The sequence below is a fragment of the Paraburkholderia sp. CNPSo 3274 genome (genome assembly GCF_024206475.1).
Lineage (GTDB): Bacteria > Pseudomonadota > Gammaproteobacteria > Burkholderiales > Burkholderiaceae > Paraburkholderia.
Genome location: NZ_JAMBPR010000011.1, coordinates 33,994 through 56,863, shown reverse-complemented (window position 1 = coordinate 56,863; position 22,870 = coordinate 33,994). Strand labels below are relative to the sequence as shown.

Here is a 22,870-nt window from a genome sequence, read left to right as displayed (position 1 = left end):
CGCGCAACGCCGATTTCAAAAGCACAACTAAGCAGGCGGCGAGAGAAAAACCGCCTCGTGCAATACCAGGGAGTGAAGCAATGTCGCTTGAACACACCACTGAGGTTCCGCTTTATCGCCGCTCCGACGCACCGGCCGGGCAACGCGTGGCCGACCTGCTCGCGCGCATGACGCTCGACGAAAAAATTGCTCAGCTTCACGCCGCGTGGCTGAAGCTTTCGGCAGACGGCGACCATAAGGCGCGGACCATCGATTTCGCGCAAAGCGCCAACAGCCTCACGGTGGAACAGATTCTGGAACACGGTCTTGGGCAGATCACGCGTCCGCTCGGCACGCATACGGTCGATCCCAAAGAGGGCGTGCGCGCGCTCAACGAGTTGCAGCGCAAGATGGTCGAAGACACGCGCCTGGGCATTCCCGTGATGTCGCACGAGGAATGCCTCGTGGGCTTGATGATCAAGGACGCCACGCTGTTTCCGTCACCGCTGAACTACGCGGCGACGTGGAACCCGAATCTCGTGGGCGAAGTGGGGCGCATCATCGGCGAGCAGGCGCGCTCGATCGGCTGCCACCAGGGCCTGGCTCCCGTGCTCGACGTGTCGCGCGATCCGCGTTGGGGCCGCACCGAGGAAACGCTCGGTGAAGATCCGTATCTGGTGGGCGTGCTCGCGTGTCACTACGTGAACGGTCTGCAAGGCGAGCGGCGCGACGTGCTCGCCACGCTCAAGCACTTCGTTGGCCACTCGGCGAGCGAAGGCGCCCGCAATCATGCGCCTGTGCATGTCGGGCCGCGTGAGTTGAACGACGTGTTTCTGCTGCCGTTCGAAATGGCGGTCAAGCTCGCGCACGCCGGCTCGATCATGCCGGCGTACCACGATATCGACGGCGTGCCCTGCCATGCGGACCGCACGCTGCTGCACGATACGCTGCGCGAGAAGTGGGGTTTCGAGGGGCTCGTCGTTGCGGACTATGCTGCCGTCGACCTGCTCTACAGCCATCATGCGGTGGCCCACGACAGCGCGTCGGCGGCGGCGCTCGCGTTCAATTCGGGACTCGACGTCGAGTTGCCGGGACACGAGTGCGCGGTCCATCTGAAAGAAGCGCTCGATCGCGGCGAAATCACCGAAGCGACGATCGACACCGCGGTTTCGCGCGTGCTGCACACGAAATTCCGCCTTGGCCTGTTCGAGAATCCCTATGTGGACCCCGAACGCGTGGATGTGAAGGGTACGGCGGCGGCCGATACGGCGTATCAGGTCGCGCTCGAATCGGCTGTTCTGCTGCGCAATGAAGGCGGCGTGCTGCCGTTGAACACCAATGGCGCGGAGAAAATCGCGGTGATCGGCCCGACCGCCGATGACCCGCTCGCGCTGCTCGCCGGCTACAGCTTCCCGGTGCATCTCATCAACTCGGGCGAGCAGTCGGTCGCTTCGATCGCCACACCGCTGGGTGCACTGCGCGCGCTGTTGGGCGAGGCGCGCGTGCTGCATGCCAAGGGTTGCGACATCATCAAGGCACGCCGTGCGGGCGCGCCGGTTTTCCCGGGCGACGTGTCGCTCGACCTGAGCGGCAACACCAACCGCGACGACCTGATCAGCAAGGATACCGAAGCCATTCCCGCCGCTGTCGAAGCCGCGCGCAAAGCGGGCGTAGCCGTCGTATTCGTCGGCGATCTGGCGGGGTTGTTCCAGTCCGGTACGGTGGGCGAAGGCTCCGATACGGACAGCCTGGAACTCCCGGGCGTGCAACTGCAATTGCTCAAGGCCGTGGTCGAGAGCGGCACGCCTACGGTCGTCGTGATGACGGGCGGCCGGCCGTACAACCTGGGCGGCCTCGAAGATCGCATTGCCGCGCAGATCATGGCGTTTGCGCCGGGCGAGCGTGGCGCCGAGGCGCTTGCCGATCTGCTGGTAGGCCGCGCCAATTTCAGCGGCCGCCTGCCGCTCTCCGTGCCGAAGAGCGCAGGGGCAGTGCCGTATGTGTACAACCATCGCCTCAAGAGCGCAGGCACGCCGGTCGCCTACCACTTTGGAAGCCGTTATCCGTTTGGTTTCGGCCTGGGCTACACCCAGTTCCGTTACGGCGATCTCGCGGTGGCGCAACGCGAAGTCCCGCTTGAAGACGGCACGGTCGAACTGAGCTTCACGGTTGAAAACACCGGCTCGCGCGACGGCACGGAGATCGTGCAGATTTACGTGCGCGATCAGCACGCGTCCGCGGCGCGGCCCGTACGCGAACTCAAGGCGTTTGCACGCGTGCCGCTTGCGGCAGGCGCGCGGACTCGCGTGCGCGTGAAGCTGCCCGTCGATATGTTCAATTTCACCGACGCACGCGGCGAGCGCATTGTCGAGCCGGGCAAGTTCGATCTGATGGTGGGCAGTTCGAGCCGCGACATCCATCTGAGCGGCACGGTCACGGTGGTGGGCAATGCAACGCGGACGCTCCCGCGCGACTGGCGCATGCTGAGCGCGGTCGACGTCGTATCGTAAGGGCAAGACATGCGGCAGGTCAGGGCGGCGAGCTATCTGCGGCTCGCCGCCCTGTTTGGGTTCTGACAAGTCAACACTGGAATATCTGATGTCGTACGCAATCTATCCGAGCCTGGCGGACAAAACCGTCGTTATCACCGGCGGCGGTAGCGGGATTGGCGCCGCGGTCGTCGAGGCATTCGCGCAGCAGGGCGCGCGCGTGTTCTTCCTCGACGTGGCCGAACACGATTCGCTCGCTCTTCAAGAAACGCTTCGTCATGCGAAGCATCTGCCGTTGTTCAAGCGCTGCGACCTGTGCAGCGTGGAGGCGATCGAAAGCGTGTTCGCGTCGATTGTCGATGTCGCCGGCCCGATCGACGTGCTCGTGAACAACGCGGGCAACGACGACCGCCATGATATTGGCGAGCTGACCGCGAGCTACTGGGACCAGCGTATCGCCGTGAACCTGCGCCACCAGTTCTTCTGCGCGCAGGCCGCCGCGAGGGGCATGCGCCAGACGGGGCGCGGCGTGATTCTGAACTTCGGTTCGGTGTCGTGGCACGTCGCCTTGCCGAACCTGCCGATCTACCTGACCGCGAAGGCCGGCATTGAAGGTCTGACGCGTGGCCTCGCGCGCGATCTGGGCGCCGCGGGCATTCGCGTGAACTGCATCATCCCGGGCGCCGTGAAAACGCCGCGGCAGATGAACCTGTGGCAAACGCCGGAGAGCGAGGCGAAGGTCGTCGCGGGTCAGTGTCTGCCACTGCGCATCGAGCCCGAGCACGTCGCGCGCATGGCCTTGTTCCTCGCATCCGACGACGCCTCGCGCTGCTCCGGGCGCGATTACTTCGTCGACGCGGGATGGTACGGAGAATGACGATGCCGGTTCCCGTGTGCGTATGGCCGATCGGCGCAGAGCTTGCCGAAGGGCCGCTGTGGCAGGCCGCGGAAAACGCGGTCTATTTCGTCGATATCAAGGGCCGCCGGATTCATCGCCTGGTGGTCGCGACCGGTGAGCGCACGACGTGGTACGCGCCCGACCAGGTCGGCTTTATCGCGCCGCTCGGCGATCGGGTTTTCGTGTGCGGCCTGCCTGACGGCCTGTATCGTTTCGACGCCGTGAGCGGGGAATTCGACAAGCTGATGGATGTCGAGCCGCATTTGCCGGGCAATCGCCTCAACGACGGTTTCGCCGACGCGCGAGGACGCCTGTGGTTCGGTTCGATGGACGATGGCGAGCAAGCGCCGAGCGGCACGCTGTATCGCGTGGACGCAGGCGGGGTGTTGAGCGTACAGGACAGCGGCTACGTGATTACCAACGGCCCGGCCATGAGTCCGGACGGCCGCACGCTCTATCACAACGACACGATGCGTCGCGTCGTGTATGCGTTCGACGTAGCGATTGACGGCGCGCTGTCGCGCAAGCGCGTCTTCACTGCAATATCCGGCGACGGGCACCCGGACGGCATGGCGGTGGACGCCGAGGGCTACGTGTGGGTCGCCCTATTCGGTGGCTGGCGCATCGACCGCTATTCGCCTGAGGGTGAACTGGCCGGTCGGATCGCGTTTCCGTGCGCGAACATCACGAAGCTCGCGTTCGGCGGGGACGATCTGAAGACCGCTTACGTTTCCACCGCGTGGAAGGGACTCACGGCAGCCGAGCGCGAGAAACAGCCGCTAGCGGGCGGCTTGTTCTCGTTTCGCTCGCCAGTGCCGGGGCAGGCACCGGCACGCTGCGCAGCGGCCTTCGCGCGTTAAGCAGCCTTGATCGACGGGACGGCAAGCGCGACGCGCGGCTGTTCCGACCGTATCGGCCGCATAGGACCCTATACGACCAAAGTCCGATGGTCGGGGCGTCCTGCAGTGTTAGGCTCGGAGAGCACACGCCATGGTCCCAGACCGGCGCAACAAGCGTGGCACCTGATCGTTTCAAGGGGACTACCATGCTCTATCGGTCGAATACGTGCATTGCGTTCGCGCGCTGCCTCGCGCTCTCGGTCGCGGCCTGCGGCTTCTTTGCCGCCTCGGCGCCCATATGCCGCGCGGCTGACCAGGACGCCTCCGCCGCCTCGGAAGCCGTGCCAGCCGGGGCATCCGTCGACACGGAAAGCGGCACCATCAGTTTGATCGATCAGAAGAATGCACTCATCGTCGTGACCGTGCCGGGTCGCGACGACCTGAGCTTCAGTGTGAAAGATCATCGCGACGTGCTCAATGTCGTCAAAGTTGGCGACAAGCTGACAACCCACTATATGGAGCCGTACGTCACCGAATTGACGCCCGCCGAGGGCGCGGCGGTCACGCGCCTGAACCACACGGCAAAGGTGACCCAGCATTCCTCCGGCGCCGACCAGGAAAACTTCCAGGTGCTCCGGGTCTTCAGCGGCGTGGCGCAAGTCACTGGCGTCGACCGCAAGCTCAACCTCTTGACCGTCGTGGACAAGTCCGGCACTGCCCGTTCCATTCGGGTTAGCCGCCCGGACCTGATCGAGGTGATGCAGAACCTCAAGCACCATAGCCACGTGCGGATCAAGTACGAATCCGAGATGACGGTCATCGTCGCCCGTTAGCGGCTTCGCTGCGGGACGCCCGCTTTCGCGCGCGTTTCCGGTATCGATCGTTCCCCGGACTCGAAGATTTTTTGAGCGTACCGATCCGTTTTCACATCCCCATCCGTCTCTAGCATGCCGGTCGCAGAGCGCGACGGCTTCGACCAGACAGGAGGGCAGGATGGAGACGATTCAAGATCAAACGGTGCTGATTACCGGGGGAAGCCGGGGATTGGGGCTTGCCATGGTGGAGGCGTTGCTTCGAAGGCAAGCGAAAGTGACCGTTCTGGCGCGAGATAGCCAGAGCCTCGCCGCTGTCGAGCAGTTGGGCGCGAAAGGCATACAAGGCGACGCGACGGACGCGGCGTTAATGGACCGCCTCGTCGCGGACCTGCGCCCCAAGGTGCTCGTACTCAATGCCGGGGCGACGCCGTGGATGGGGTCGATCGAAGAACAGACCTTCGAAAGCTACTCCATCGTGTGGAACAACGACGTCAAAGCCACGCTTCACGGTGTCCAGGCCGCATTGAAGGCGCCGATGCCCAAAGGCGGCCGCGTGCTGCTCGCTTCGAGCGGCGCGGCGCTGGTGCTTTCGTTGCCGGCCATCCGCGCTGAGGCGATGCGCCTTTCGGGCGGCTATGTGGGCGCCAAGCGCATGATCTGGCTGATGGCGCACAACGCGAATAGCGTTGCGCGCACACGCGAACTCGGCCTGCTTTTCCAGGTGTTGTTGCCGCTTCAACTCGTGGGCGTCACCGGCCTCGGGCGCGCGGTGGCGGCGGCATACGCCGGGCGGGCGGGCACGACCGTCGAAGATCATCTGGCGCGCTACGGCGCGCCACTTCGGCCGGAACAATATGGCGAGGACGTCGCCACGCTCCTGACCGATCCGCGCTACGCCGATGGCGTAGCCTACGGGTTCCGGCGCGATACCCCGATCGCACCGCTGGACGCTTAGCCGCCACCAACGACCAGGAGCGCTTTCATGCCGGGCATGCCCACGAACCTCGAAGCCTTCGAAAGTCTGCTTGGCACCCTGCGGCCAAGACTGCACCGCTATTGCGCGAGGATGACGGGTTCGGTCATTGACGGCGAGGACGTGGTGCAGGACACGCTGCTCAACGCCTATGAAGCGCGTTCCACCGCCGGCGGGATTGCGAATGTGGAGGCGTGGCTTTTCCGCATCGCGCATAACGCCGCGATGGATTTCCTGCGCCGGCACGCGCGCCATGGCACGGCTCAACTGCTGGAGATCGACGAGACCATCGCGGCTCCGGGCGACGTGGAGCAGGATCGCGAGATCGCGGCAGCGAGTTTGCATACATTCATGCGTCTTGCGCCGCCCCAGCGTTGCGCGGTGAAACTTGCCGAGCAGTGGCGCTTCGAAGCGGCATGGGTGGATGGGCGGCCCGTCATGGTGGTGTTCGACCGCAACGATCCGGCTGGCGGCCCGGCGTATTTCGTGGCGCTCGATTTTGGCGGCGATGCGGTCACCGGCATTCGCGATTTTCTGTTTGCACGTTATGTGCTCGATGGCGCGGCGTTGCGAACGCTCTAACCCGGCCCTAAAAAACGGTGCGTTGCGATCGGACACGCGACGCGACCTGCAAGCGCTCCTCCAAAGAATCGTGCTTCGCTTGATGTGAATCGCACAAAGCGCACGCCAATATCGTCGATTGGTTGCTAGCGCAACCAATGACTTCCCACCCGTCGCCTGCCTAAAGTTTTCCTTACAGCCTGCCGTTATCGCATTGGGGCGGCGGCGCCCGTTGCTCTCGCACGGCCGTACGACCCGGACTTTACAGGGCGCGAGACGCGAAACCGTCTGGCGCGCGGTACGACCGACGGTGACGCATGTGAGCTCCCGCAACGAAATCTACTCTTTGCCGCGCGGCAAGCTGGCCCGTTGGTTGACCGAACCCGGACAGGACACGCCGCACGAAATACGTGTCGCCCTTGTCGGCACCCTGTTCGGAACGTTGCCGATCTTCTTCGGCGGCGTATCCAATACCGTCGCCGTGGCGTGGGTGCTCGCTCGCCGGCACGGGACGTTGCCGTTCAAGTTTTGGCTCATCGCCGAAATCGTCGTCTGCGTGGTGCGCCTCGCCACGCTCACCCTGTCGCGCCGCCGCGCAAGGGAAGGCAAGAGCACGCCTACCGACTTTTATATTCTTCTCGCGCCGTTGTGGGGCGCGACGGTCGGCTATGGCGCGCTCGTCAGCGCCATGAGCCGCGACTGGGTATCCGCTACGCTCGCCTTTCTCTCCGCCGCAGCCATGGTGGGCGGGATCTGCTTCCGCAATTTTGCGGCGCCGCGACTGGTGGCGGTCATGATCTGCCTTTCGCTCGGCCCGTGCTGCATTGGCGCGCTGCTGGGCGGCGAGCCGGTTCTCTTGCTCTCGCTCCTGCAAATTCCCTTCTATCTGTTCGCCATGAGCGCCGCCGCGCGCCACCTGAACGCCATGCTCATCTCGACGATGAAGGCCGAACGGGAAAACAGCCATCGCGCGCGCCATGACGCCCTCACGGGACTCCTGAACCGCGATGGCCTGTTCAGCGCGGCCGGACCCGCGAGCGCCTCGCCCATCAAGGCGGGCATGACAGTGTTCTTCGTCGATCTCGACGGTTTTAAGTCGGTCAACGACGCGCACGGCCACAAGGCCGGCGACATGCTGCTCGTGCAGGTCGCGAGCCGTCTGCGCATGCTTGCCAGCACGGGCGCATGGGTGGCCCGCATGGGCGGCGACGAATTCGTCATCGTCGATCCTCAGGTGGACCGGGCGCCGCGCGAATGGGCCAGCCTCGTGACCGAAGCGATCGAGCGGCCGTTCGAGCTTGCGCCGGGGCTGCTGGTGAGCGTTGGGGCGAGCGTGGGCTTCACGATGGTCGCGGCGGACGACCTGGACGTCGATCAGGTCTTGCGCCGCGCCGATCTCGCGATGTACGCCGTCAAGCGCGAGAAGGCGCCGGGCGAACACGTCCCGGCGGTCGAAAGACCTGCGTGATCCTCGCCAGGCGTGCCGCTTTCTTCAGGTTTTCGCGGCGAGATCCAGCAGCCGTACGGCATTCTCCTTGAGGATCAACGGGCGCACTTCCGGCTTGATGTCGAGCGTATCGAAATCCGCGAGCCAGCGATCCGGACGGATCAAGGGAAAGTCGGAAGCGAACAGCACCCGCTCGCGCAAGAGCGTATTCGCGTACTTCACCAGTTCCGGCGAGAAGTATTTCGGCGACCAGCCCGACAGGTCGATATAAACGTTGGGCTTGTGCAGCGCGATGGAAAGCGCCTGCTCCTGCCACGGCCAGGAGGGATGCGCGATCACGATCTTCATGTCGGGGAAATCGGCGGCCACATCGTCGAGATAGATCGGCTCCGAATACTTCAGACGCAACCCGCCGCCGCCGCGCATGCCGGAACCCATCCCCGAGTGGCCGCTATGAAACACCGCGGGCAGGCCATATTCGGCAATCACTTCGTATAGCGGGTAAGCCAGCCGGTCGTTGGCGAAAAAGCCCTGCATGGTGGGGTGAAACTTGAAGCCGCGCACGCCATGCTCCTCGATCAGCCGCCGCGCCTCGCGCGCGCCGAACTTGCCCTTGTGCGGGTCGATGCTGGCGAACGCGATCATGATGTCGGCGTTTTGCTGCGCGAACGCGGCGATCTCTTCGTTGTCGATGCGGCGCCGCCCGATATTTGCCTCGCAATCCACCGTGAACATCACGAAGCCGATGTTGCGCTCGCGGTAGTGCTCGATCGTTTCCGGAATCGTCGGGCGGCGGCCAAGCTTTAGCACGGTGCCGAAATACTTGTCGGCGGCCTCGTCGAATTCCTTCGCGAAGAGGTCGGGCTGCTGGCAGCACGACACTTCGGCGTGGACGTGCGTGTCGATGGCAACGAGCTGGTCGATGTTCAAGGGTGTCTCCTCCTTCTTGTTATGCGCTGCGTGCCCGCTCAAGCGGCGCGCAGATTGCGCACGCAGGCATGCAGCAGCGCGTGGAGTTTTCCGGCTGTTTCGGCATCCATATCGTCGAGCATCGCGCCTTCCACGTGATCGGCCGCGGTGTCGCATTCGCCCAGCAGCGCGTTGCCGGCTTCAGTGAGCGAAAGCAGCACCACTCGGCGGTTCATCGGGTCGGCTTCGCGCATGACCCAGCCGTTCGCCTCCATCGTCTTCACGACTTCGTTGGCTGCCTGCGGCGTGATGAACGAGCGCTCCGCGAGTTGCGCATTGGACGAGCGGCCGCGCGCGCGCAGCACGGAAAGCGCGGTGTATTGCGGCAGCGTGAGCCCGTGGCGCGCGAGCGCTTCGGTCAGGCGGCGGGAAACGACGCGGTCGAGCTGGCCGATCAGGTAGCTCAGGCGCATGGGCGGCACGGTGTGCGGGCCGCCCTCGGCGGACTGCTGCGCGACTCGGGCGCGCGGCGCGGCGGGGGAGGTTTTCTGGGTCATCGCGTTTTACGGGTTTGTACCGACGAGATCATATTCTACTTTACATATCAGGTAGCCTGATAGTAAATTGATTTCAAGCCGCGAGTGCGGCAGTGTCTACGGAGATAGAGAATGAGCTACGAAGGTCGCTGGAAAACGGTCAAGGTTGCGGTTGCGGGTGGCATCGCCTGGGTGACGTTGAACCGGCCCGACAAGCGCAACGCCATGAGCCCGACGCTCAACAAGGAGATGATCGACGTGCTCGAAACGCTCGAGCTCGACGCCGAGGCGCAAGTGCTCGTGCTGACCGGCGAAGGTTCGGCGTGGACGGCCGGCATGGACCTGAAGGAATACTTCCGCGAAGTCGATGCGGGACCCGACGTGCTGCAGGAGCGCATTCGCCGCGACGCAAGCCGCTGGCAATGGCAACTGCTGCGCATGTATTCGAAGCCGACCATCGCGATGGTGAACGGCTGGTGTTTCGGCGGCGGCTTCTCGCCGCTCGTGGCGTGCGATCTCGCGATTGCCGCGGACGAAGCCACGTTCGGTCTTTCGGAAATCAACTGGGGCATTCCGCCGGGCAACCTCGTGAGCAAGGCGATGGCGGATACCGTGGGCCACCGCGAGGCGCTTTACTACATCATGACGGGCGATACGTTCACGGGCCAGCAGGCCGCGAAAATGGGGCTCGTCAACAAGAGCGTACCGCTCGCGCAATTGCGCGAGGAAACGCTCGCGCTCGCCGCGAAACTGCTCGACAAGAACCCGGTCGTGCTGCGCAACGCGAAGCATGGTTTCAAGCGTTCGCGCGAACTGACGTGGGAGCAGAACGAGGACTATCTCTACGCGAAGCTCGACCAGGCCAACCATCGCGATAAGGAAGGCGGCCGCGAGCAGGGCCTCAAGCAGTTCCTCGACGACAAGAGCATCAAGCCGGGCCTGCAGGCATACAAGCGCTAATCGATAGCGTCGCACCAGACAGAGGAGACAACGACATGCATGAAACCCGCCTCTTGATCGGCGGCGCGGCGCGCGCCGCGTCGAACGGCAAGACCTTCGAGCGCATCAATCCGGCCACGCGCGCGGTGGCCACGCGCGCGGCAGCCGCCACGCTGGAAGATGCGGACGCGGCCGTTGCCGCGGCCGCGCACGCCTTTCCGGCGTGGGCCGCGCTCACGCCCACGGAGCGCCGCAAGCGCCTGCTCGCCGCCGCCGACCATATGGATGCGCGCACAACGGATTTCATCGCCATCGGCGCGGCGGAAACGGGCGCGATGGCGAACTGGTACGGCTTCAATGTGATGCTCGCCGCCAACATGCTGCGCGAAGCGGCTGCCATGACCACGCAGATCGACGGCGCGGTGATCCCTTCCGACGTGCCCGGCAGCCTCGCGATGGCCGTGCGCCAGCCGTGCGGCGTCGTGCTCGGCATGGCGCCATGGAACGCACCGGTGATTCTTGCCACGCGTGCGCTCGCCATGCCGCTCGCGTGCGGCAATACGGTGGTATTGAAGGCTTCCGAAGGGTGTCCCGGCGTGCATGCGCTGATCGGCGAAGTGCTCAACGAGGCGGGTCTGGGCGAGGGCGTCGTCAACGTGCTCACCCATGCGCCGGAAGATGCACCGGCCATTGTCGAGCGCCTGATCGCCAACCCCGCCGTCAAGCGCGTGAATTTCACGGGCTCGACGCGCGTGGGCCGCGTCGTCGCGGAGCATTGCGCACGGCGTCTGATGCCGGCGTTGCTCGAACTGGGCGGCAAGGCTCCCGTGCTCGTGCTCGACGACGCCGATCTCGACGCAGCGGTGGAAGGCATCGCATTCGGCGCATTCTTCAACCAGGGGCAAATCTGCATGTCGACTGAACGCGTGATCGTCGATCACAAGATTGCCGATGCGTTCGTCGAAAAGCTCGTTGCGAAGGCTCGCACGCTGAAGGCCGGCGACCCCACGCAGCCGGGCTCGGTGCTAGGTACTCTGGAGAGCGAAGCATCGGCGCGGCGCATACGCGCGCTCGTGGAGGACGCGCGCGAGAAGGGTGCGAACCTGCCGCTGGGCTGCGAGGTAAACGGCGCGATCATGCAGCCCGTGATCGTCGAAAACGTCACGCGCGAGATGAAGCTCTACGCCGACGAATCGTTCGGCCCTGTGGTGACGGTGCAGCGTGTGGACGGCGACGAAGAAGCGGTGAAGGTTGCCAACGACAGCGAATACGGTCTTTCGGCGGCGGTGTTCAGCCGCGATATCGCGCGCGCGATGAACGTCGCCAGGCGTATCGAATCGGGCATCTGCCATATCAACGGGCCGACGGTGCACGACGAAGCGCAAATGCCGTTCGGCGGCGTGAAGGCGAGTGGCTATGGCCGCTTCGGCAGCAAGGCTTCGATCGCCGAATTCACGGACCTGCGCTGGATTACCGTGCAGACCGGCCCGCGCCACTATCCGATCTGAACGCGCCCATCACGACATGAACTACCGGGCCGACTGCGCCGACACACCGCGCAGCCCGGCATCGGCCAAGCAAAGGAGACAGGCTTTGGATTCGGAGCCGACCCAAACGCATGCTCGCGCCGTCGTGCAACCGGACTTCGCCGGTTACCGCGCCGTCGCGATCGGCTCGGCCGCGCCGCAGATCGAACGGCGCGGCGACTGCTGGTATTTGCGCTCGACCGAGGCGCTCGACGACTTCCCCGAGCGCGTGACCGACCGGCTCGTGAGCGGTGCGCGCGCGCATCCGGACCGCTGGCTCGTGGCGCGCCGCGGCGCTGATGGGCAATGGCACGGCATCAGCTACGCGCAGATGGTCGAGCGCGCCCGCGCGATCGGGCAGGCCTTGATCGAACGCGGTTTGTCGGCCGAGCGCCCGGTCGCGCTGCTCTCGGGCAACGATCTCGAACATCTGCAGATGGCGTTCGGCGCGCTATGGGCCGGCGTGCCCTATGCGCCCATTTCTCCCGCGTATTCGCTCGTATCCAGCGATTACAACAAGCTGCGTCACACGCTGGGCTTGCTCAATCCTGGCCTCGTATTCGCGGCAGACGGCCCCGCGTTTGCCGCTGCGCTCGACGCCGCGGTGCCGGACGATATCGAGCGCGTGGTCGTGACGCCGGCTGGCGGCGCGCGCCGCGAGACGCCGTTTTCGGCGTTGCTCGAGACGCAGGCGGGCAGCATCGAAGACGCGCAAGCGCGCGTGACAGGCGACACGATCGCGAAGTTCCTCTTCACCTCCGGATCGACGCGCCTGCCAAAGGCCGTGCCCACCACGCATCGCATGCTGTGCAGCAACCAGCAGATGCTGCTGCAAACGTTCCCGCAGTTCGGCATCGAGCCGCCGGTGCTGGTGGACTGGCTGCCGTGGAATCACACCTTCGGCGGCAGCCACAACGTAGGTATTGCGCTCTACAACGGCGGCACGCTCTATATCGACGATGGCAAACCCGTTGCTGGCCGCTTCGAAGACACGCTGCGCAACCTGCGCGAAATCGCGCCCACGCTCTACTTCAACGTCCCGAAGGGTTGGGAAGAACTGACCGCCGCACTCGAAATCGACGCGCGCTTGCGCGAGACGTTTTTCTCGCGCGTGAAGATGTATTTCTTCGCGGGCGCGGGGCTGTCGCAGGCGGCGTGGGACCGGCTCGAACGCGTGACGCAGGCCCATTGCGGCGAGCGCATTCGCATCATGGCGGGCCTTGGCATGACCGAGACCGCGCCGTCGTGCCTCTTCACGACCGGCCCGGTGATGGGCGCGGGCTATATCGGCCTGCCAGCGCCGGGCTGCGAGACGCGTCTCGTGCCCGTGGACGGCAAGCTCGAAGCGCGCTTTCGCGGACCAAACGTGATGAGCGGCTACTGGCGCGCGAACGAAGCGGAGCGTCACGACGTGTTCGACGAAGAGGGCTACTACCGCACCGGCGACGCCGTGCGCTTCGTCGATACCGCGCGGCCCGAACTGGGCCTGCTGTTCGACGGACGCATTGCCGAAGATTTCAAGCTCAGTTCCGGCACGTTCGTGAGCGTGGGGCCCATGCGTGCGCGCATCGTCTCGGGCGGCGCGCCGTATGTGCAGGACGCGGTGATCGCAGGCATGGACCGCGATGACATCGGCGTGCTGATCTTCCCGCGCCTCGACGAATGCCGCCAGCTCGCGGGCCTCGACGCGAGCGCGGCAGCACGCGATGTTCTGGACACGCCCGCCGTGCGCGACTTCTTTGCCGACCTGATGGAGCGGCTGAACCGCGACGCGACGGGTAGCGCAACCCTCATCACGCGACTGCACGTGATGGACTCGCCGCCGTCGCTCGATCTCGGCGAGATCACGGACAAAGGGTCCATCAACCAGCGCGTCGTGCTGAGCCAGCGCGCGGCGCTCGTGAATGCGTTATACGCCGCGCGGGGCGCAGAGACGCGCGTGATCTTCGCCCGTCATTTGCAGCACGTTTGAGGAACGGTCACGATGAGTCTCGACTATCAGGTGCCGCTGCGCGACATGCGCTTCGTGATCGACGAATGGCTCGAAGCGAGCGCGTGGTGGCGCAGCGTTCCCGCATGGGAGGACCTCGACAGCGCGACCGCGCAGCAGGTGCTCGAAGAAGCGGCGCGTTTCGTCACGGAACGCATCGCACCGCTGAACTCGGCGGGCGACCTTGAAGGTTGCCGCTTCGAGGGCGGCGAGGTCGCGATGCCAACGGGCTTTCGCGAGGCGTATGCGGATTTCGTCGCGGCAGGCTGGCCCACGCTCGCGCTGGACGCCGACGCTGGCGGCCAGGGCTTGCCGCAACTGCTCGAAGTCGCGCTGCAGGAAATGCTCGCGGCGGCCAACCATGCATGGCTCATGTCGCCCGGCCTCACGCACGGCGCGACGGCGTGTCTGATGGCGCACGGCTGCGATGCACTGAAGCGCGACTGGCTGCCGAAGATCGCAAGCGGCGAGTGGCTTACCACGATGTGCCTGACCGAGCCGCAGGCGGGCAGCGATCTCGCGCTGCTGCGCGCGCGAGCGACGCCCGACGCGGCGCACGGCGCCTGGCGCATCGACGGCAGCAAGATCTTCATCACGGGCGGCGATCACGATCTGACCGAGAACATCGTGCACCTCGTGCTCGCGCGTCTGCCCGATGCGCCGGCGGGCACGAAAGGCCTCTCGCTCTTCGTGGTGCCGAAATGGACCTTTGACGAGACCGGCGAGCGCGTGCGCAACGGCGTGCATTGCGAAGGCGTCGAGAAGAAGATGGGCCTCAAGGCTAGCCCAACGTGCTCGATGCGTTTCGAGCAAGCGCTGGGCTGGCTGGTGGGCGAGCCGGACCGCGGCCTCGCTTCGATGTTTGTCATGATGAATGCGGCGCGCCTGCAGGTGGCGATGCAGGGCGTGGGCCATGCGCAGCTTGCCTGGCAGCGCGCGCACGCCTACGCGCACGAACGCGCGCAAATGCGTGCCGTGAGCGCGCCCGCGCATGACGAGGGCGAGCCGGCAAAGGCAGCGCCGATTGCGTTTCATCCGGCCATGCGGCGCATCCTGCTCGATTTGCGCGCGACGGTGGAGGGCGAGCGGGCTATCGGCTACTGGATCGGTTACTGGCTCGACGTGGCTGCGCGCCATCCCGATGCGAGCGAGCGCCAGGCGGCTGGGCAACTCGCCTCGCTGCTCACGCCTGTCGCCAAGGCGTTCTTCACCGCCAATGGTTTTGCGGCGGCATCGAGTGCGCTGCAGGTGTTCGGCGGCTACGGCTACATCCACGAATACGGCGTGGAGCAGACCGTGCGCGACAGCCGCGTCGCCATGCTCTACGAAGGCACGAACGAAATCCAGGCGATCGATCTGCTTGTCCGCAAGGTGCTCGGCGATGGCGGCAAGGCGTTGCGCGCGTTACTCGCGCATGTCATCGCGGAGGCCGCGTGCTGCGCGGCTTCCGACGATCACGCACTTCACGGCGCGGGCGTGCGGCTCGATGCGCTGGTAGCGGAAGTGCAGCGCATCACAGGCGAAATCGAGCAGGGCAGCGCAGACGATCGCGAGCTGCCCTACCGCGTGGCCGACGACTATCTCGCACTCCTCGGCTGGCTGCTGCTTGCCTTCGCCTGGGCGCGAACGCTGCGCATCGCGCTGAACGCCCCTGCCGACGGTCCGTTCTATGCGGAAAAGCGCGTCACGGCGCATCACTTCTTCGCCTACCCGCTCGCGGCCTTCGATTACCGGCTGCGGCTCATCGAAGCGGGTTGCCGCGCTCCGCTGCCGTACACCTGAAAATATTTCAGCGCGGAGATTAGGGTAACTAAGTAGTACCGGCGCGGTGAGAGGCCGCGATATTCCATTACAAAACGAGGAGGCAACGTGTTGTCATCGACTACGCAGGGGAGCGCGCGCACGGCGGCGGGCACCGCATGGGTGTTGGGTTTGTGTCTGATCGTGGCGGTGCTGGAGGGCGTCGATCTGCAGTCGACAGGCGTGGCCGCGCCGCGCATGGCGCGTGAGTTCGGTCTATCGGTGAGCCAGATGGGGCTCGCGTTCAGCGCGGGCATGCTCGGGCTCTTGCCCGGCGCAATGATTGGCGGGCGCCTTGCCGACCGCATCGGGCGCAAGCGCGTGCTGCTGCTCTCGATGGTGGCGTTCGGCGTGTTCTCGATCTTTACCGCCCAAGCGTGGAGCTTCGCCACGCTGCTGGTGGCGCGCGTCTTGACCGGTATCGGCCTTGGCGGCGCCATGCCGAACCTGATCGCGCTTTCGGCCGAAGCCGTGGCGCCGCGGCTGCGCAATACGGCGGTCAGCATCATGTATTGCGGCATGCCGCTTGGCGGCGCGCTTGCGGCGCTGATCGGCGTGCTCAGTGCGGGCGACACCGAATGGCGGCATATCTTCTATGCGGGCGGCGTCGGGCCGCTCGTGGTCGCGCCGCTGATCCTCGCTTGCCTGCCCGAATCGGCGGCCTATGAAGCGGCCTCAAGCCGCGCGCGGTCCACGCAGGGCGGGCCGCCGCCCACGTGGCGCGTGCTGTTCGGCGAGGGCCGCGCCGCGGTGACCGCGCAGATCTGGATCAGCTTTTTCTGCACGCTCATCGTGCTGTACTTCCTGCTCAACTGGCTGCCTTCGCTGATCGTGAGCCGCGGCCTCACGCGCAGCCAGGCCGGCGTCACGCAGATTTTCTTCAACGTCGGCAGCGTGATCGGCGTGCTTGCCATCGGCATGTTGATGGACCGCCTGAGGCCTGGGCGTGTCGTCGCGGCTGTCTATGCCGGAATCGCGATCTCGCTCTTCATGCTGGCAGGCGCGGGCAACATGTTCTGGATCTCCGTTTCGGTGCTGCTCGCGGGCATGGGCGTGGTGGGCGCACAGTCAATGCTCTACGCGCTTTCCGCTGCGAGCTACGCCACCGTCATGCGCGGCACCGGCGTAGGCGCGGCAGTGGCGGTGGGCCGCGTGGGTTCGATCGTCGGTCCGCTCGCGGCAGGGCAGTTGCTGGCGGGCGGCGCGAGCGCCACGACGGTGATTGGCGCGAGCGTGCCGGTTACGGTGGTGGCGGCGCTCGCCGCGCTGCTCGCGGTGAGGCGAGCGCGCGAGTCTTGATATGCGGCGGCGCCGCGCCGTATCAGAGGTCGAGCACGAGCATGGGCGTGCGGGAGCGCGAGCAGCACGGCAGCAGTTGGTCGTTCGCGGCGCGCTCCTCGTCGGTCAGGTAGAGATCGCGATGGTCCGGCTCGCCGGATAGCACGCGCGTGACGCAGGTGCCGCATACGCCTTGCTCGCATGAGACCGGCACCTCGACGCCGCCCGCGCGCAGCGCTTCGACGATCGTCGTACCAGCCGGGACGTCGAACACGCGCTGGCAGCTCGCGAGCGTGATCTGGAAGGCGCAGTTGGCGTCGGCGTTTGCGCTCGCGGGTTGTTGGGCCGCGCCGAAGTACTCGCGGTGCACGTTCTGAGCGGGCCACCCAGCGTTGGCCGCTGCGCTGAGCACGGCATCGATGAAGCCCGCCGGACCGCATACGTAGGCATGCTTACCGTCGTGCGGAGCGCGAAATATGCGCGCGAGGTCAATGCGTGAATCGGTGCCTTCGCTGTCGAAATAGAAGTGGCTGTGTTCCGCAAAACCCGCTTCGGCAAGACGCTCGCGAAAGGCGGCGCGCTGTGGGTCGCGGGTACAGTAGTGCAGTTCGAACGCGCGGCCTTCCTCGCGCAACTGCTCGGCCATGGCGATGAGCGGCGTGATGCCGATGCCACCCGCGAGCAGGATGGTATGCGTGGCGTGCTCGTCTAGCGGGAAATGATTCTTCGGATTGCTGATTTCCAGGCTCGTGCCTGCATCGAGCGCGTGCATCGCAACGGAGCCGCCGCGCGAAGCCGCGTCGCGCAACACGCCGATGCGGTAGGCACTGTTATCGGAGGGACGGTTGCAAAGTGAGTACTGGCGCACGAATCCATCCACATGGACGTCGATGTGCGCGCCCGCCGCGAACGCCGGGAGCGGCGCGCCGTCGACGCTCGCCAGTTCGAAAACGCAGATGTCGGTGGCAACGGGAATCTTGCGCAGAAGGGTGACTTTCATGATGCGTTGGGGCAATAGAAGGGGAGCGGCCGCGCGTACCCGCGCGACCGTGGCTTTGGTCGAATCAGACCGCCGCGGCGGTGGCCGTTGCGTTGCGCTCGGCGGCGATCAGCCGGTCGAGCACACGGCGCGACTGCACGCCGCCTGCATCGATGTTGAGGCTAAGAATGCGGCGTTCGGGCCACGTGAGCAGATTGCGCTGCTGCGATTCGAGCATGTCGAGATCCTCCGAGAAGATCTTGCCCTGGCCCGTGCGGATCGTTTCTGTGAGCGCGTGATCGTGCACGGCGAAGCTGCGCGCCATGCCCCAGAAATACCAGATCGACGTTTCGGTTTCCGGCGTAATGAAGTCGACGACGATGCTCGACGCCTTGTCGCGCGCATCGGCGTCGTAGCCGCCCTTGCCCGCGTGCGCCACGCCGACTTCGATCATCACGTGGCTGGGCGGCGAGAAGTGGCAGATCTGCCAGCGGTCGCAGGGCACGTCGTCGGCGAGGCCGTTGCCGCGCAGCGCCGCGGCCCAGAACGGCGGCGGCATGATGTTGTGCATGAAGCGGCTGGTGGTGACCACGTCGCCGTTGACCGTGGTCTTGGGCGGCGCTTCCTCGATCTCGGGCTGGCCGATGCTCGAGGCGTGCACATAGGTCTCGTGCGTGAGGTCCATGAGGTTGTCGACCATCAGGCGGTAGTCGCACTGGATGTGATACAGGCCGCCGCCATACGCCCACGCGGGATTGTCGGCCCATTCGAGGTGATGGATCTTCGCCGGGTCGGCTTGCACCGCGTCGCCTGGCCACACCCAGATGAAGCCATAGCGCTCAACCGCGGGATAGCTGCGCACGGACGGAATGCCGCCCACGCGCTGGCACGGCATGCTCACGCATTTCCCGCTCGCGCCCACGGTGAGGCCGTGATAGCCGCACACCAGATGCCCCTCGCGCACGCTGCCGAGCGAGAGCGGCGCGCCGCGATGCGGGCAAAAGTCTTCGAGCGCGGCGACGCCGCCTTCGGCCGAGCGCCAGAACACCATGCGCTCGCCGCAGATTTGCCGCCCAAGCGGCTTGCCGTCGATTTCATCGGGGGTGCACGCGACATACCATGCGTTTTTCAGGAACATGTGTCTCCTCCAGGGCGCCTCGTTGCGCCTTCGTTCAGGGTGAGGGGCGGCACGCATGCCGCCGTTCAAATCAAGCCGCTTAACAAGCCTGCATGCCGCGCACTAGCGCGGATTGCGGCGAATGAGATTGCCGCCAATCAGCCTCGTCATGGCGCGCTGGTTGTCGAGCACGCGCTTGAGGTTCTGATGGGCGATATGCGAGTGCTCGCGCATCAGCGCTTCGGCGCGCGCGCCTTCGCGGCTTTCGATCGCTTCGAGCACCGCGCGATGCTGGGCCTGCGCAACGATCAGCGTTTCGCGCGCACGCGGGTCGAGCGACTGCACGACCACGAATGCGCTGGCCGATGCAAACGGCAAGGTGGCGACTTTTTCGATCTGCCGCGCAACCACTTCGCTATCGGAAGCGGCGGCCAGCAGCCGGTGAAAGCGGCCATTCACTTCGACATAGCGGGAAAAGGTTTCCTCGCTCAGTTCGCCCACGAGCAGTTCGTCGATCTCGTCAATGCAGTCGTGCAGGTCACGGAACATCGAATGGGTGATGCCGCGCTCGGCGGCAAGGCGTGCAGCCAGCCCTTCGAGTGTGCCGCGCAATTCGATCGAGTCGCGTATTTCGTTTTCCGAAAACGAGCGTACGGCATAGCCGCCGCTCGGAATCGGTTCGAGCAGCCCTTCCTCCTGCAGGCGGATGAGCGCCGCGCGTACCGGCGTGCGCGAGACGCCAAGGCGCTCGACCACGGCCAGTTCGGAAATGCGCTCGCCGGGTGCGAGTTCGCCGCCGAGTATCAGTTCTCGCAGCCCGAGTTGGGCTTTGACGGTCTGCGAGGCGGCGGAGCCGGCGCGCGTGCTGGCGGGGGTGTCGTCGATGCCGTTCATAAGCGAGGAAGTGGTGAGGAGCGAATGTGGATGCGGCCAGATGCAGCCTGTAGTCTGCGCCGCAACGTGTACATATTGTATACAACTATTGGGTCAATTCAATCGAATGGACGCCAAATCTAGGGTTAACGTGGAAAAGTAAGCGGGAAGTAAAGAGAAATTGTGTACAGCGAGGGTCTTTTTTGATTGACATCAATAGGTGAAGTTTCCTACGATCTCGCTCGGAGTTCGATAAACGAAACGACGTTCGCAATGCGAACGCACAACAATCATGGAGACAAACGTGACGAGGCATGCCCAATCACACCATCCGCACGAACCACACGATCTGAAAAACGAACGCAGAACGCTGATCCTGCTCGCCATCGGCTTCGGACTGGTCGGGCTCGATCGCTGGATGATCGCGCCGCTCTTTCCCCACATGATGAAAGACCTCAACCTGAGCTACCAGCAGCTCGGCCAGTTGATCGGCATTCTCAGCATTGCGTGGGGCGTGTTCTCGATCCTCATGGGCCGCCTGTCCGACCGCATCGGGCGGCGCAAGATCATGATCGCGGCGATGGTGATGTTCTCGCTGCTCTCGAGCTTCTCCGGATTCGCCACCGGCTTCGCGAGCCTGCTGCTCATCCGCGCGCTGATGGGCGTCGCAGAGGGCGCATTCACGCCCACGAGCGTGGCAACGGTTGGCGAGGCCTCGCATCCGTCGCGCCGCGGGCGCAATCAGGGGCTGCAGCTCAGCATGTTCGCGCTGATGGGCCTTGGCCTCGCGCCGATCATTGCGACGCAGTTGTTGCGCGTCGTGCCGTCGTGGCACTGGGTGTTCGCGGTTTCCGCCGTGCCGGGTCTCATCGTGGCGGTTCTGATCGCGACGATGTTGCGCGACGCGCCGCAAATCAAGCCGGCGCACGCAACGGTTGCGCACGCAACGGGCGGTCCACGCTGGAGCGCGCTCTTCGGCAGCCGCAATGTCGTGCTCGCCATGCTGGCCACGCTTTGCGCGATGGCTGGCATCTTCGTGATCGGCGCGATGGTGCCCAACTATCTCGTGGACTATCTGCACCTCGACACCTCGCAGATGGGCTTTGTCGTGTCGGCGATCGGTTTCGGCGGCTTTCTCGGCGAGTTCGGTCTTGCCAGTCTCTCCGACGTTGCGGGGCGGCGGCTGACTTCGGTCGTCTCGTTCGCGGGCGCGGCGATTTCGCTCTATGTGTTCGCCCGCATCGGCGCGAACCCGTGGATGCTCTTTGCGGTGCTGTTCGTCGTTTCGTTCTTCGCGCTTGGCATGCTGGGCGTTCTCACCGGGCCGATCGCGACTGAAGCGGCGCCGGCGGGTCTCGTCGCCTCGGCCATTGGCATCACCTCGGGCGCCGGCGAGATTTTTGGCGGCGGCATTGCGCCGGCTATTGCCGGGTATGTCGCGCAGCACGACGGCATTCAGTTCACGCTGCAGTTCGCGCTCGGCGGGCTGATCTGCGGCATTTTCGTTTCGATGTTCCTGATCGAAACCGCACCGCGCGCGCTGGCGCGCCGTTCGGTCCCAGTCGCATTGCAATCCGACTGATGTTGCGGTAACGGCGCCCCGGCGCCGCTACTGTTTCCCGAAGTTCGAAGATTAATCCAATTATTAAGGCATCCGTAATAAATGGATGCCGACAAAGAGATCAAGGTAAAGGAGACGTCAATGAAGAGCCTCGCACTGTGGTGTACGGCGGTATCGGTGATGGTTTGCGCCCAGGCACATGCGGAAGGCGGCCCGGCGGGCGACAGCGTGATTCTGTACGGTATGGTGGACGCGGGCGTGTCGTGGGTCAGCAACCAGGGCGGCCACTCGGTGTTGAAGTTCGACGACGGCATTTTCACGCCGAACCTGCTCGGTATTCGCGGCCGCGAAGATTTGGGCGGCGGCTTGCACGCGGTGTTCGATCTCGTCGATCAATTTTCGCTGGGGACCGGCTCGATCGTCTCGGGACAAGGGATCTTCGGGCGCAACGCGTACGTTGGCCTGGACAGCGACCAGTACGGCAGACTGACAATGGGCAACCAGTACGACTTTATGACCGATTCGCTGTTTTTCGGCCACGACGACGCGGCGATGGAGGTAGGGGGGCTCTACAACTTCCGCGCGGGGCCGTTCGCGAAGATCGCGATTCCGGGCAACCCGCCCTTCGCGCCGCAATTCGACTGGGACCGCATGGCGGGCGCCACGGTCGAGAACTCGGTCAAGTATCAATCGCCGAAGTTTGGCGGATTCAGCTTCGGCGGCTTGTACGGCTTTGGCGGCATTCCGGGCGCATTCGGACGCGGCAATACGGTCAGCGCCGGCGCGAATTACACCAACGGCGCGTTCGGCATGGCGGCGGCCTACACGGAAGTCAAATACGTCGAGGACGGCGAACCCGATGTTGGCATTCGCAACTGGGGCGTGGGCGCGCACTACGACTTCGGCAAGGTCATGGCGACGCTGCTGGTGACGACCGTGCGCAACACCTTCAATGGCGGCGCCATTGCCCAGGCCGAGGCCGGTGCGAACTGGCTGCTTGCGCCAGACTGGGCGATTGCCGCCGACTACATGTACATGAAGGGCAACGCGTATCTCGACAACAATCACGCGCACCAGATCACGGCCGTCGTCGATCACTTCCTGTCCAAGCGTACGGTCGTTTATGCGGAGACCGTGTATCAGCGCACGAACGCCGGGGCTCAGGCGCTGATCAGCGGTGTGCTCGACCCCGACGGTACGTCGAGTGGTCCTAACCAGTTCATCGCCCGCGTGGGCGTGCAAACGCGGTTCTGAACCCAGGCGCTTGCAAGCGCCGCGCTCGAATTGACAGACCGGTTTTCCGGCAATTCCTCACGGGGCGTCTTCCCGGCGCCCTCGGCCTGCTATTCAGCGACAAGCAC

Annotated in this window: 19 protein-coding genes; 14 read left to right on the top strand and 5 right to left on the bottom strand. The window is 65.0% G+C overall.

All coding sequences use genetic code 11. The annotated features are described in order from the left end of the window. Positions 1-80: 80 nt before the first annotated feature. From M3I54_RS09635 to M3I54_RS09605, 7 genes are all read left to right on the top strand, one after another. Entirely contained in the window at positions 81-2,489 is a 2,409-nt protein-coding gene (locus M3I54_RS09635; protein WP_254335121.1) for a glycoside hydrolase family 3 N-terminal domain-containing protein, read from the top strand. 88 nt (positions 2,490-2,577) lie between these two features. Next, the gene (locus M3I54_RS09630; protein ID WP_254335120.1) at positions 2,578-3,345 is read left to right on the top strand and encodes an SDR family NAD(P)-dependent oxidoreductase; all 768 of its coding nucleotides are present in this window, start codon (positions 2,578-2,580) and stop codon (positions 3,343-3,345) included. After that, positions 3,342-4,226 (top strand): SMP-30/gluconolactonase/LRE family protein, encoded by an 885-nt coding sequence (locus M3I54_RS09625; RefSeq protein ID WP_254335119.1) that lies wholly within the window; start codon positions 3,342-3,344, stop codon positions 4,224-4,226. Before M3I54_RS09630 ends, M3I54_RS09625 begins: the two co-directional genes overlap by 4 nt. Before the next feature lie 185 nt (positions 4,227-4,411). Beyond that, complete coding sequence (locus M3I54_RS09620) at positions 4,412-5,038, top strand: hypothetical protein (protein WP_254335116.1); 627 nt, start codon at positions 4,412-4,414, stop codon at positions 5,036-5,038. Between the two features lie 160 nt (positions 5,039-5,198). Further along, complete coding sequence (locus M3I54_RS09615) at positions 5,199-5,975, top strand: SDR family NAD(P)-dependent oxidoreductase (protein ID WP_254335111.1); 777 nt, start codon at positions 5,199-5,201, stop codon at positions 5,973-5,975. A 27-nt stretch (positions 5,976-6,002) separates the two neighbouring features. Further along, a complete protein-coding gene (locus M3I54_RS09610; RefSeq protein ID WP_254335110.1) occupies positions 6,003-6,575 on the top strand; it encodes an RNA polymerase sigma factor in 573 nt (190 codons plus the stop codon). Positions 6,576-6,873: 298 nt separating this feature from the next. Beyond that, positions 6,874-8,022 carry a GGDEF domain-containing protein gene (locus M3I54_RS09605; protein WP_254335109.1) on the top strand — a complete coding sequence of 383 codons (1,149 nt, stop codon included), beginning with the start codon at positions 6,874-6,876 and terminating at the stop codon, positions 8,020-8,022. A 24-nt stretch (positions 8,023-8,046) separates the two neighbouring features. On the opposite strand, the gene M3I54_RS09600 is transcribed toward M3I54_RS09605, so the two are convergent. Both M3I54_RS09600 and M3I54_RS09595 read right to left on the bottom strand, forming a co-directional pair. Next, complete coding sequence (locus M3I54_RS09600; protein ID WP_254335108.1) at positions 8,047-8,931, bottom strand: amidohydrolase family protein; 885 nt, start codon at positions 8,929-8,931, stop codon at positions 8,047-8,049. Between the two features lie 38 nt (positions 8,932-8,969). Further along, positions 8,970-9,467 carry a MarR family winged helix-turn-helix transcriptional regulator gene (locus M3I54_RS09595; protein WP_254335107.1) on the bottom strand — a complete coding sequence of 166 codons (498 nt, stop codon included), beginning with the start codon at positions 9,465-9,467 and terminating at the stop codon, positions 8,970-8,972. A gap of 111 nt (positions 9,468-9,578) precedes the next feature. Here M3I54_RS09595 and M3I54_RS09590 point away from each other — a divergent pair, with 111 nt between their 5' ends. The 5 genes from M3I54_RS09590 to mhpT all read left to right on the top strand — a co-directional run bounded on the left by M3I54_RS09590 (position 9,579) and on the right by mhpT (position 17,000). Further along, positions 9,579-10,406 carry a p-hydroxycinnamoyl CoA hydratase/lyase gene (locus M3I54_RS09590; RefSeq protein ID WP_254335105.1) on the top strand — a complete coding sequence of 276 codons (828 nt, stop codon included), beginning with the start codon at positions 9,579-9,581 and terminating at the stop codon, positions 10,404-10,406. Positions 10,407-10,441: 35 nt separating this feature from the next. Continuing rightward, the gene (locus M3I54_RS09585; RefSeq protein ID WP_254335103.1) at positions 10,442-11,893 is read left to right on the top strand and encodes an aldehyde dehydrogenase; all 1,452 of its coding nucleotides are present in this window, start codon (positions 10,442-10,444) and stop codon (positions 11,891-11,893) included. 85 nt (positions 11,894-11,978) lie between these two features. Continuing rightward, positions 11,979-13,883, top strand: coding sequence for a feruloyl-CoA synthase (locus M3I54_RS09580; RefSeq protein ID WP_254335101.1), 1,905 nt, complete (start codon positions 11,979-11,981; stop codon positions 13,881-13,883). A 12-nt stretch (positions 13,884-13,895) separates the two neighbouring features. Then, complete coding sequence (locus tag M3I54_RS09575) at positions 13,896-15,683, top strand: acyl-CoA dehydrogenase family protein (protein ID WP_254335099.1); 1,788 nt, start codon at positions 13,896-13,898, stop codon at positions 15,681-15,683. A 90-nt stretch (positions 15,684-15,773) separates the two neighbouring features. Then, positions 15,774-17,000 (top strand): 3-(3-hydroxy-phenyl)propionate transporter MhpT, encoded by a 1,227-nt coding sequence (mhpT, locus tag M3I54_RS09570; protein ID WP_254335291.1) that lies wholly within the window; start codon positions 15,774-15,776, stop codon positions 16,998-17,000. A gap of 22 nt (positions 17,001-17,022) precedes the next feature. Here mhpT and M3I54_RS09565 read toward each other — a convergent pair whose 3' ends face one another. The 3 genes from M3I54_RS09565 to M3I54_RS09555 all read right to left on the bottom strand — a co-directional run bounded on the left by M3I54_RS09565 (position 17,023) and on the right by M3I54_RS09555 (position 19,969). Continuing rightward, entirely contained in the window at positions 17,023-17,979 is a 957-nt protein-coding gene (locus tag M3I54_RS09565) for a PDR/VanB family oxidoreductase (RefSeq protein ID WP_254335098.1), read from the bottom strand. A gap of 64 nt (positions 17,980-18,043) precedes the next feature. Then, positions 18,044-19,096 carry an aromatic ring-hydroxylating dioxygenase subunit alpha gene (locus M3I54_RS09560; protein ID WP_254335097.1) on the bottom strand — a complete coding sequence of 351 codons (1,053 nt, stop codon included), beginning with the start codon at positions 19,094-19,096 and terminating at the stop codon, positions 18,044-18,046. Between the two features lie 102 nt (positions 19,097-19,198). Next, positions 19,199-19,969 (bottom strand): GntR family transcriptional regulator, encoded by a 771-nt coding sequence (locus tag M3I54_RS09555; RefSeq protein ID WP_254335096.1) that lies wholly within the window; start codon positions 19,967-19,969, stop codon positions 19,199-19,201. A gap of 283 nt (positions 19,970-20,252) precedes the next feature. Between M3I54_RS09555 and M3I54_RS09550 the strand changes: the two genes are divergently transcribed. Both M3I54_RS09550 and M3I54_RS09545 read left to right on the top strand, forming a co-directional pair. Further along, positions 20,253-21,530, top strand: coding sequence for an MFS transporter (locus M3I54_RS09550; RefSeq protein ID WP_254335095.1), 1,278 nt, complete (start codon positions 20,253-20,255; stop codon positions 21,528-21,530). Positions 21,531-21,650: 120 nt separating this feature from the next. Then, positions 21,651-22,763 (top strand): porin, encoded by a 1,113-nt coding sequence (locus tag M3I54_RS09545; RefSeq protein ID WP_254335094.1) that lies wholly within the window; start codon positions 21,651-21,653, stop codon positions 22,761-22,763. Positions 22,764-22,870 lie beyond the last annotated feature (107 nt).

Bases quoted from the DNA above. Each gene is read 5' to 3' on its own strand.
- M3I54_RS09585 (WP_254335103.1), top strand. From the start codon at position 10,442: ATGCATGAAACCCGCCTCTTGATCGGCGGCGCGGCGCGCGCCGCGTCG.
- M3I54_RS09620 (WP_254335116.1), top strand. From the start codon at position 4,412: ATGCTCTATCGGTCGAATACGTGCATTGCGTTCGCGCGCTGCCTCGCG.
- M3I54_RS09630 (WP_254335120.1), top strand. From the start codon at position 2,578: ATGTCGTACGCAATCTATCCGAGCCTGGCGGACAAAACCGTCGTTATC.
- M3I54_RS09625 (WP_254335119.1), top strand. From the start codon at position 3,342: ATGACGATGCCGGTTCCCGTGTGCGTATGGCCGATCGGCGCAGAGCTT.
- M3I54_RS09555 (WP_254335096.1), bottom strand. From the start codon at position 19,969: ATGAACGGCATCGACGACACCCCCGCCAGCACGCGCGCCGGCTCCGCC.
- M3I54_RS09590 (WP_254335105.1), top strand. From the start codon at position 9,579: ATGAGCTACGAAGGTCGCTGGAAAACGGTCAAGGTTGCGGTTGCGGGT.
- M3I54_RS09565 (WP_254335098.1), bottom strand. From the start codon at position 17,979: ATGAAAGTCACCCTTCTGCGCAAGATTCCCGTTGCCACCGACATCTGC.
- M3I54_RS09595 (WP_254335107.1), bottom strand. From the start codon at position 9,467: ATGACCCAGAAAACCTCCCCCGCCGCGCCGCGCGCCCGAGTCGCGCAG.
- M3I54_RS09575 (WP_254335099.1), top strand. From the start codon at position 13,896: ATGAGTCTCGACTATCAGGTGCCGCTGCGCGACATGCGCTTCGTGATC.
- M3I54_RS09615 (WP_254335111.1), top strand. From the start codon at position 5,199: ATGGAGACGATTCAAGATCAAACGGTGCTGATTACCGGGGGAAGCCGG.
- M3I54_RS09545 (WP_254335094.1), top strand. From the start codon at position 21,651: ATGAAGAGCCTCGCACTGTGGTGTACGGCGGTATCGGTGATGGTTTGC.
- M3I54_RS09635 (WP_254335121.1), top strand. From the start codon at position 81: ATGTCGCTTGAACACACCACTGAGGTTCCGCTTTATCGCCGCTCCGAC.
- M3I54_RS09610 (WP_254335110.1), top strand. From the start codon at position 6,003: ATGCCGGGCATGCCCACGAACCTCGAAGCCTTCGAAAGTCTGCTTGGC.
- M3I54_RS09560 (WP_254335097.1), bottom strand. From the start codon at position 19,096: ATGTTCCTGAAAAACGCATGGTATGTCGCGTGCACCCCCGATGAAATC.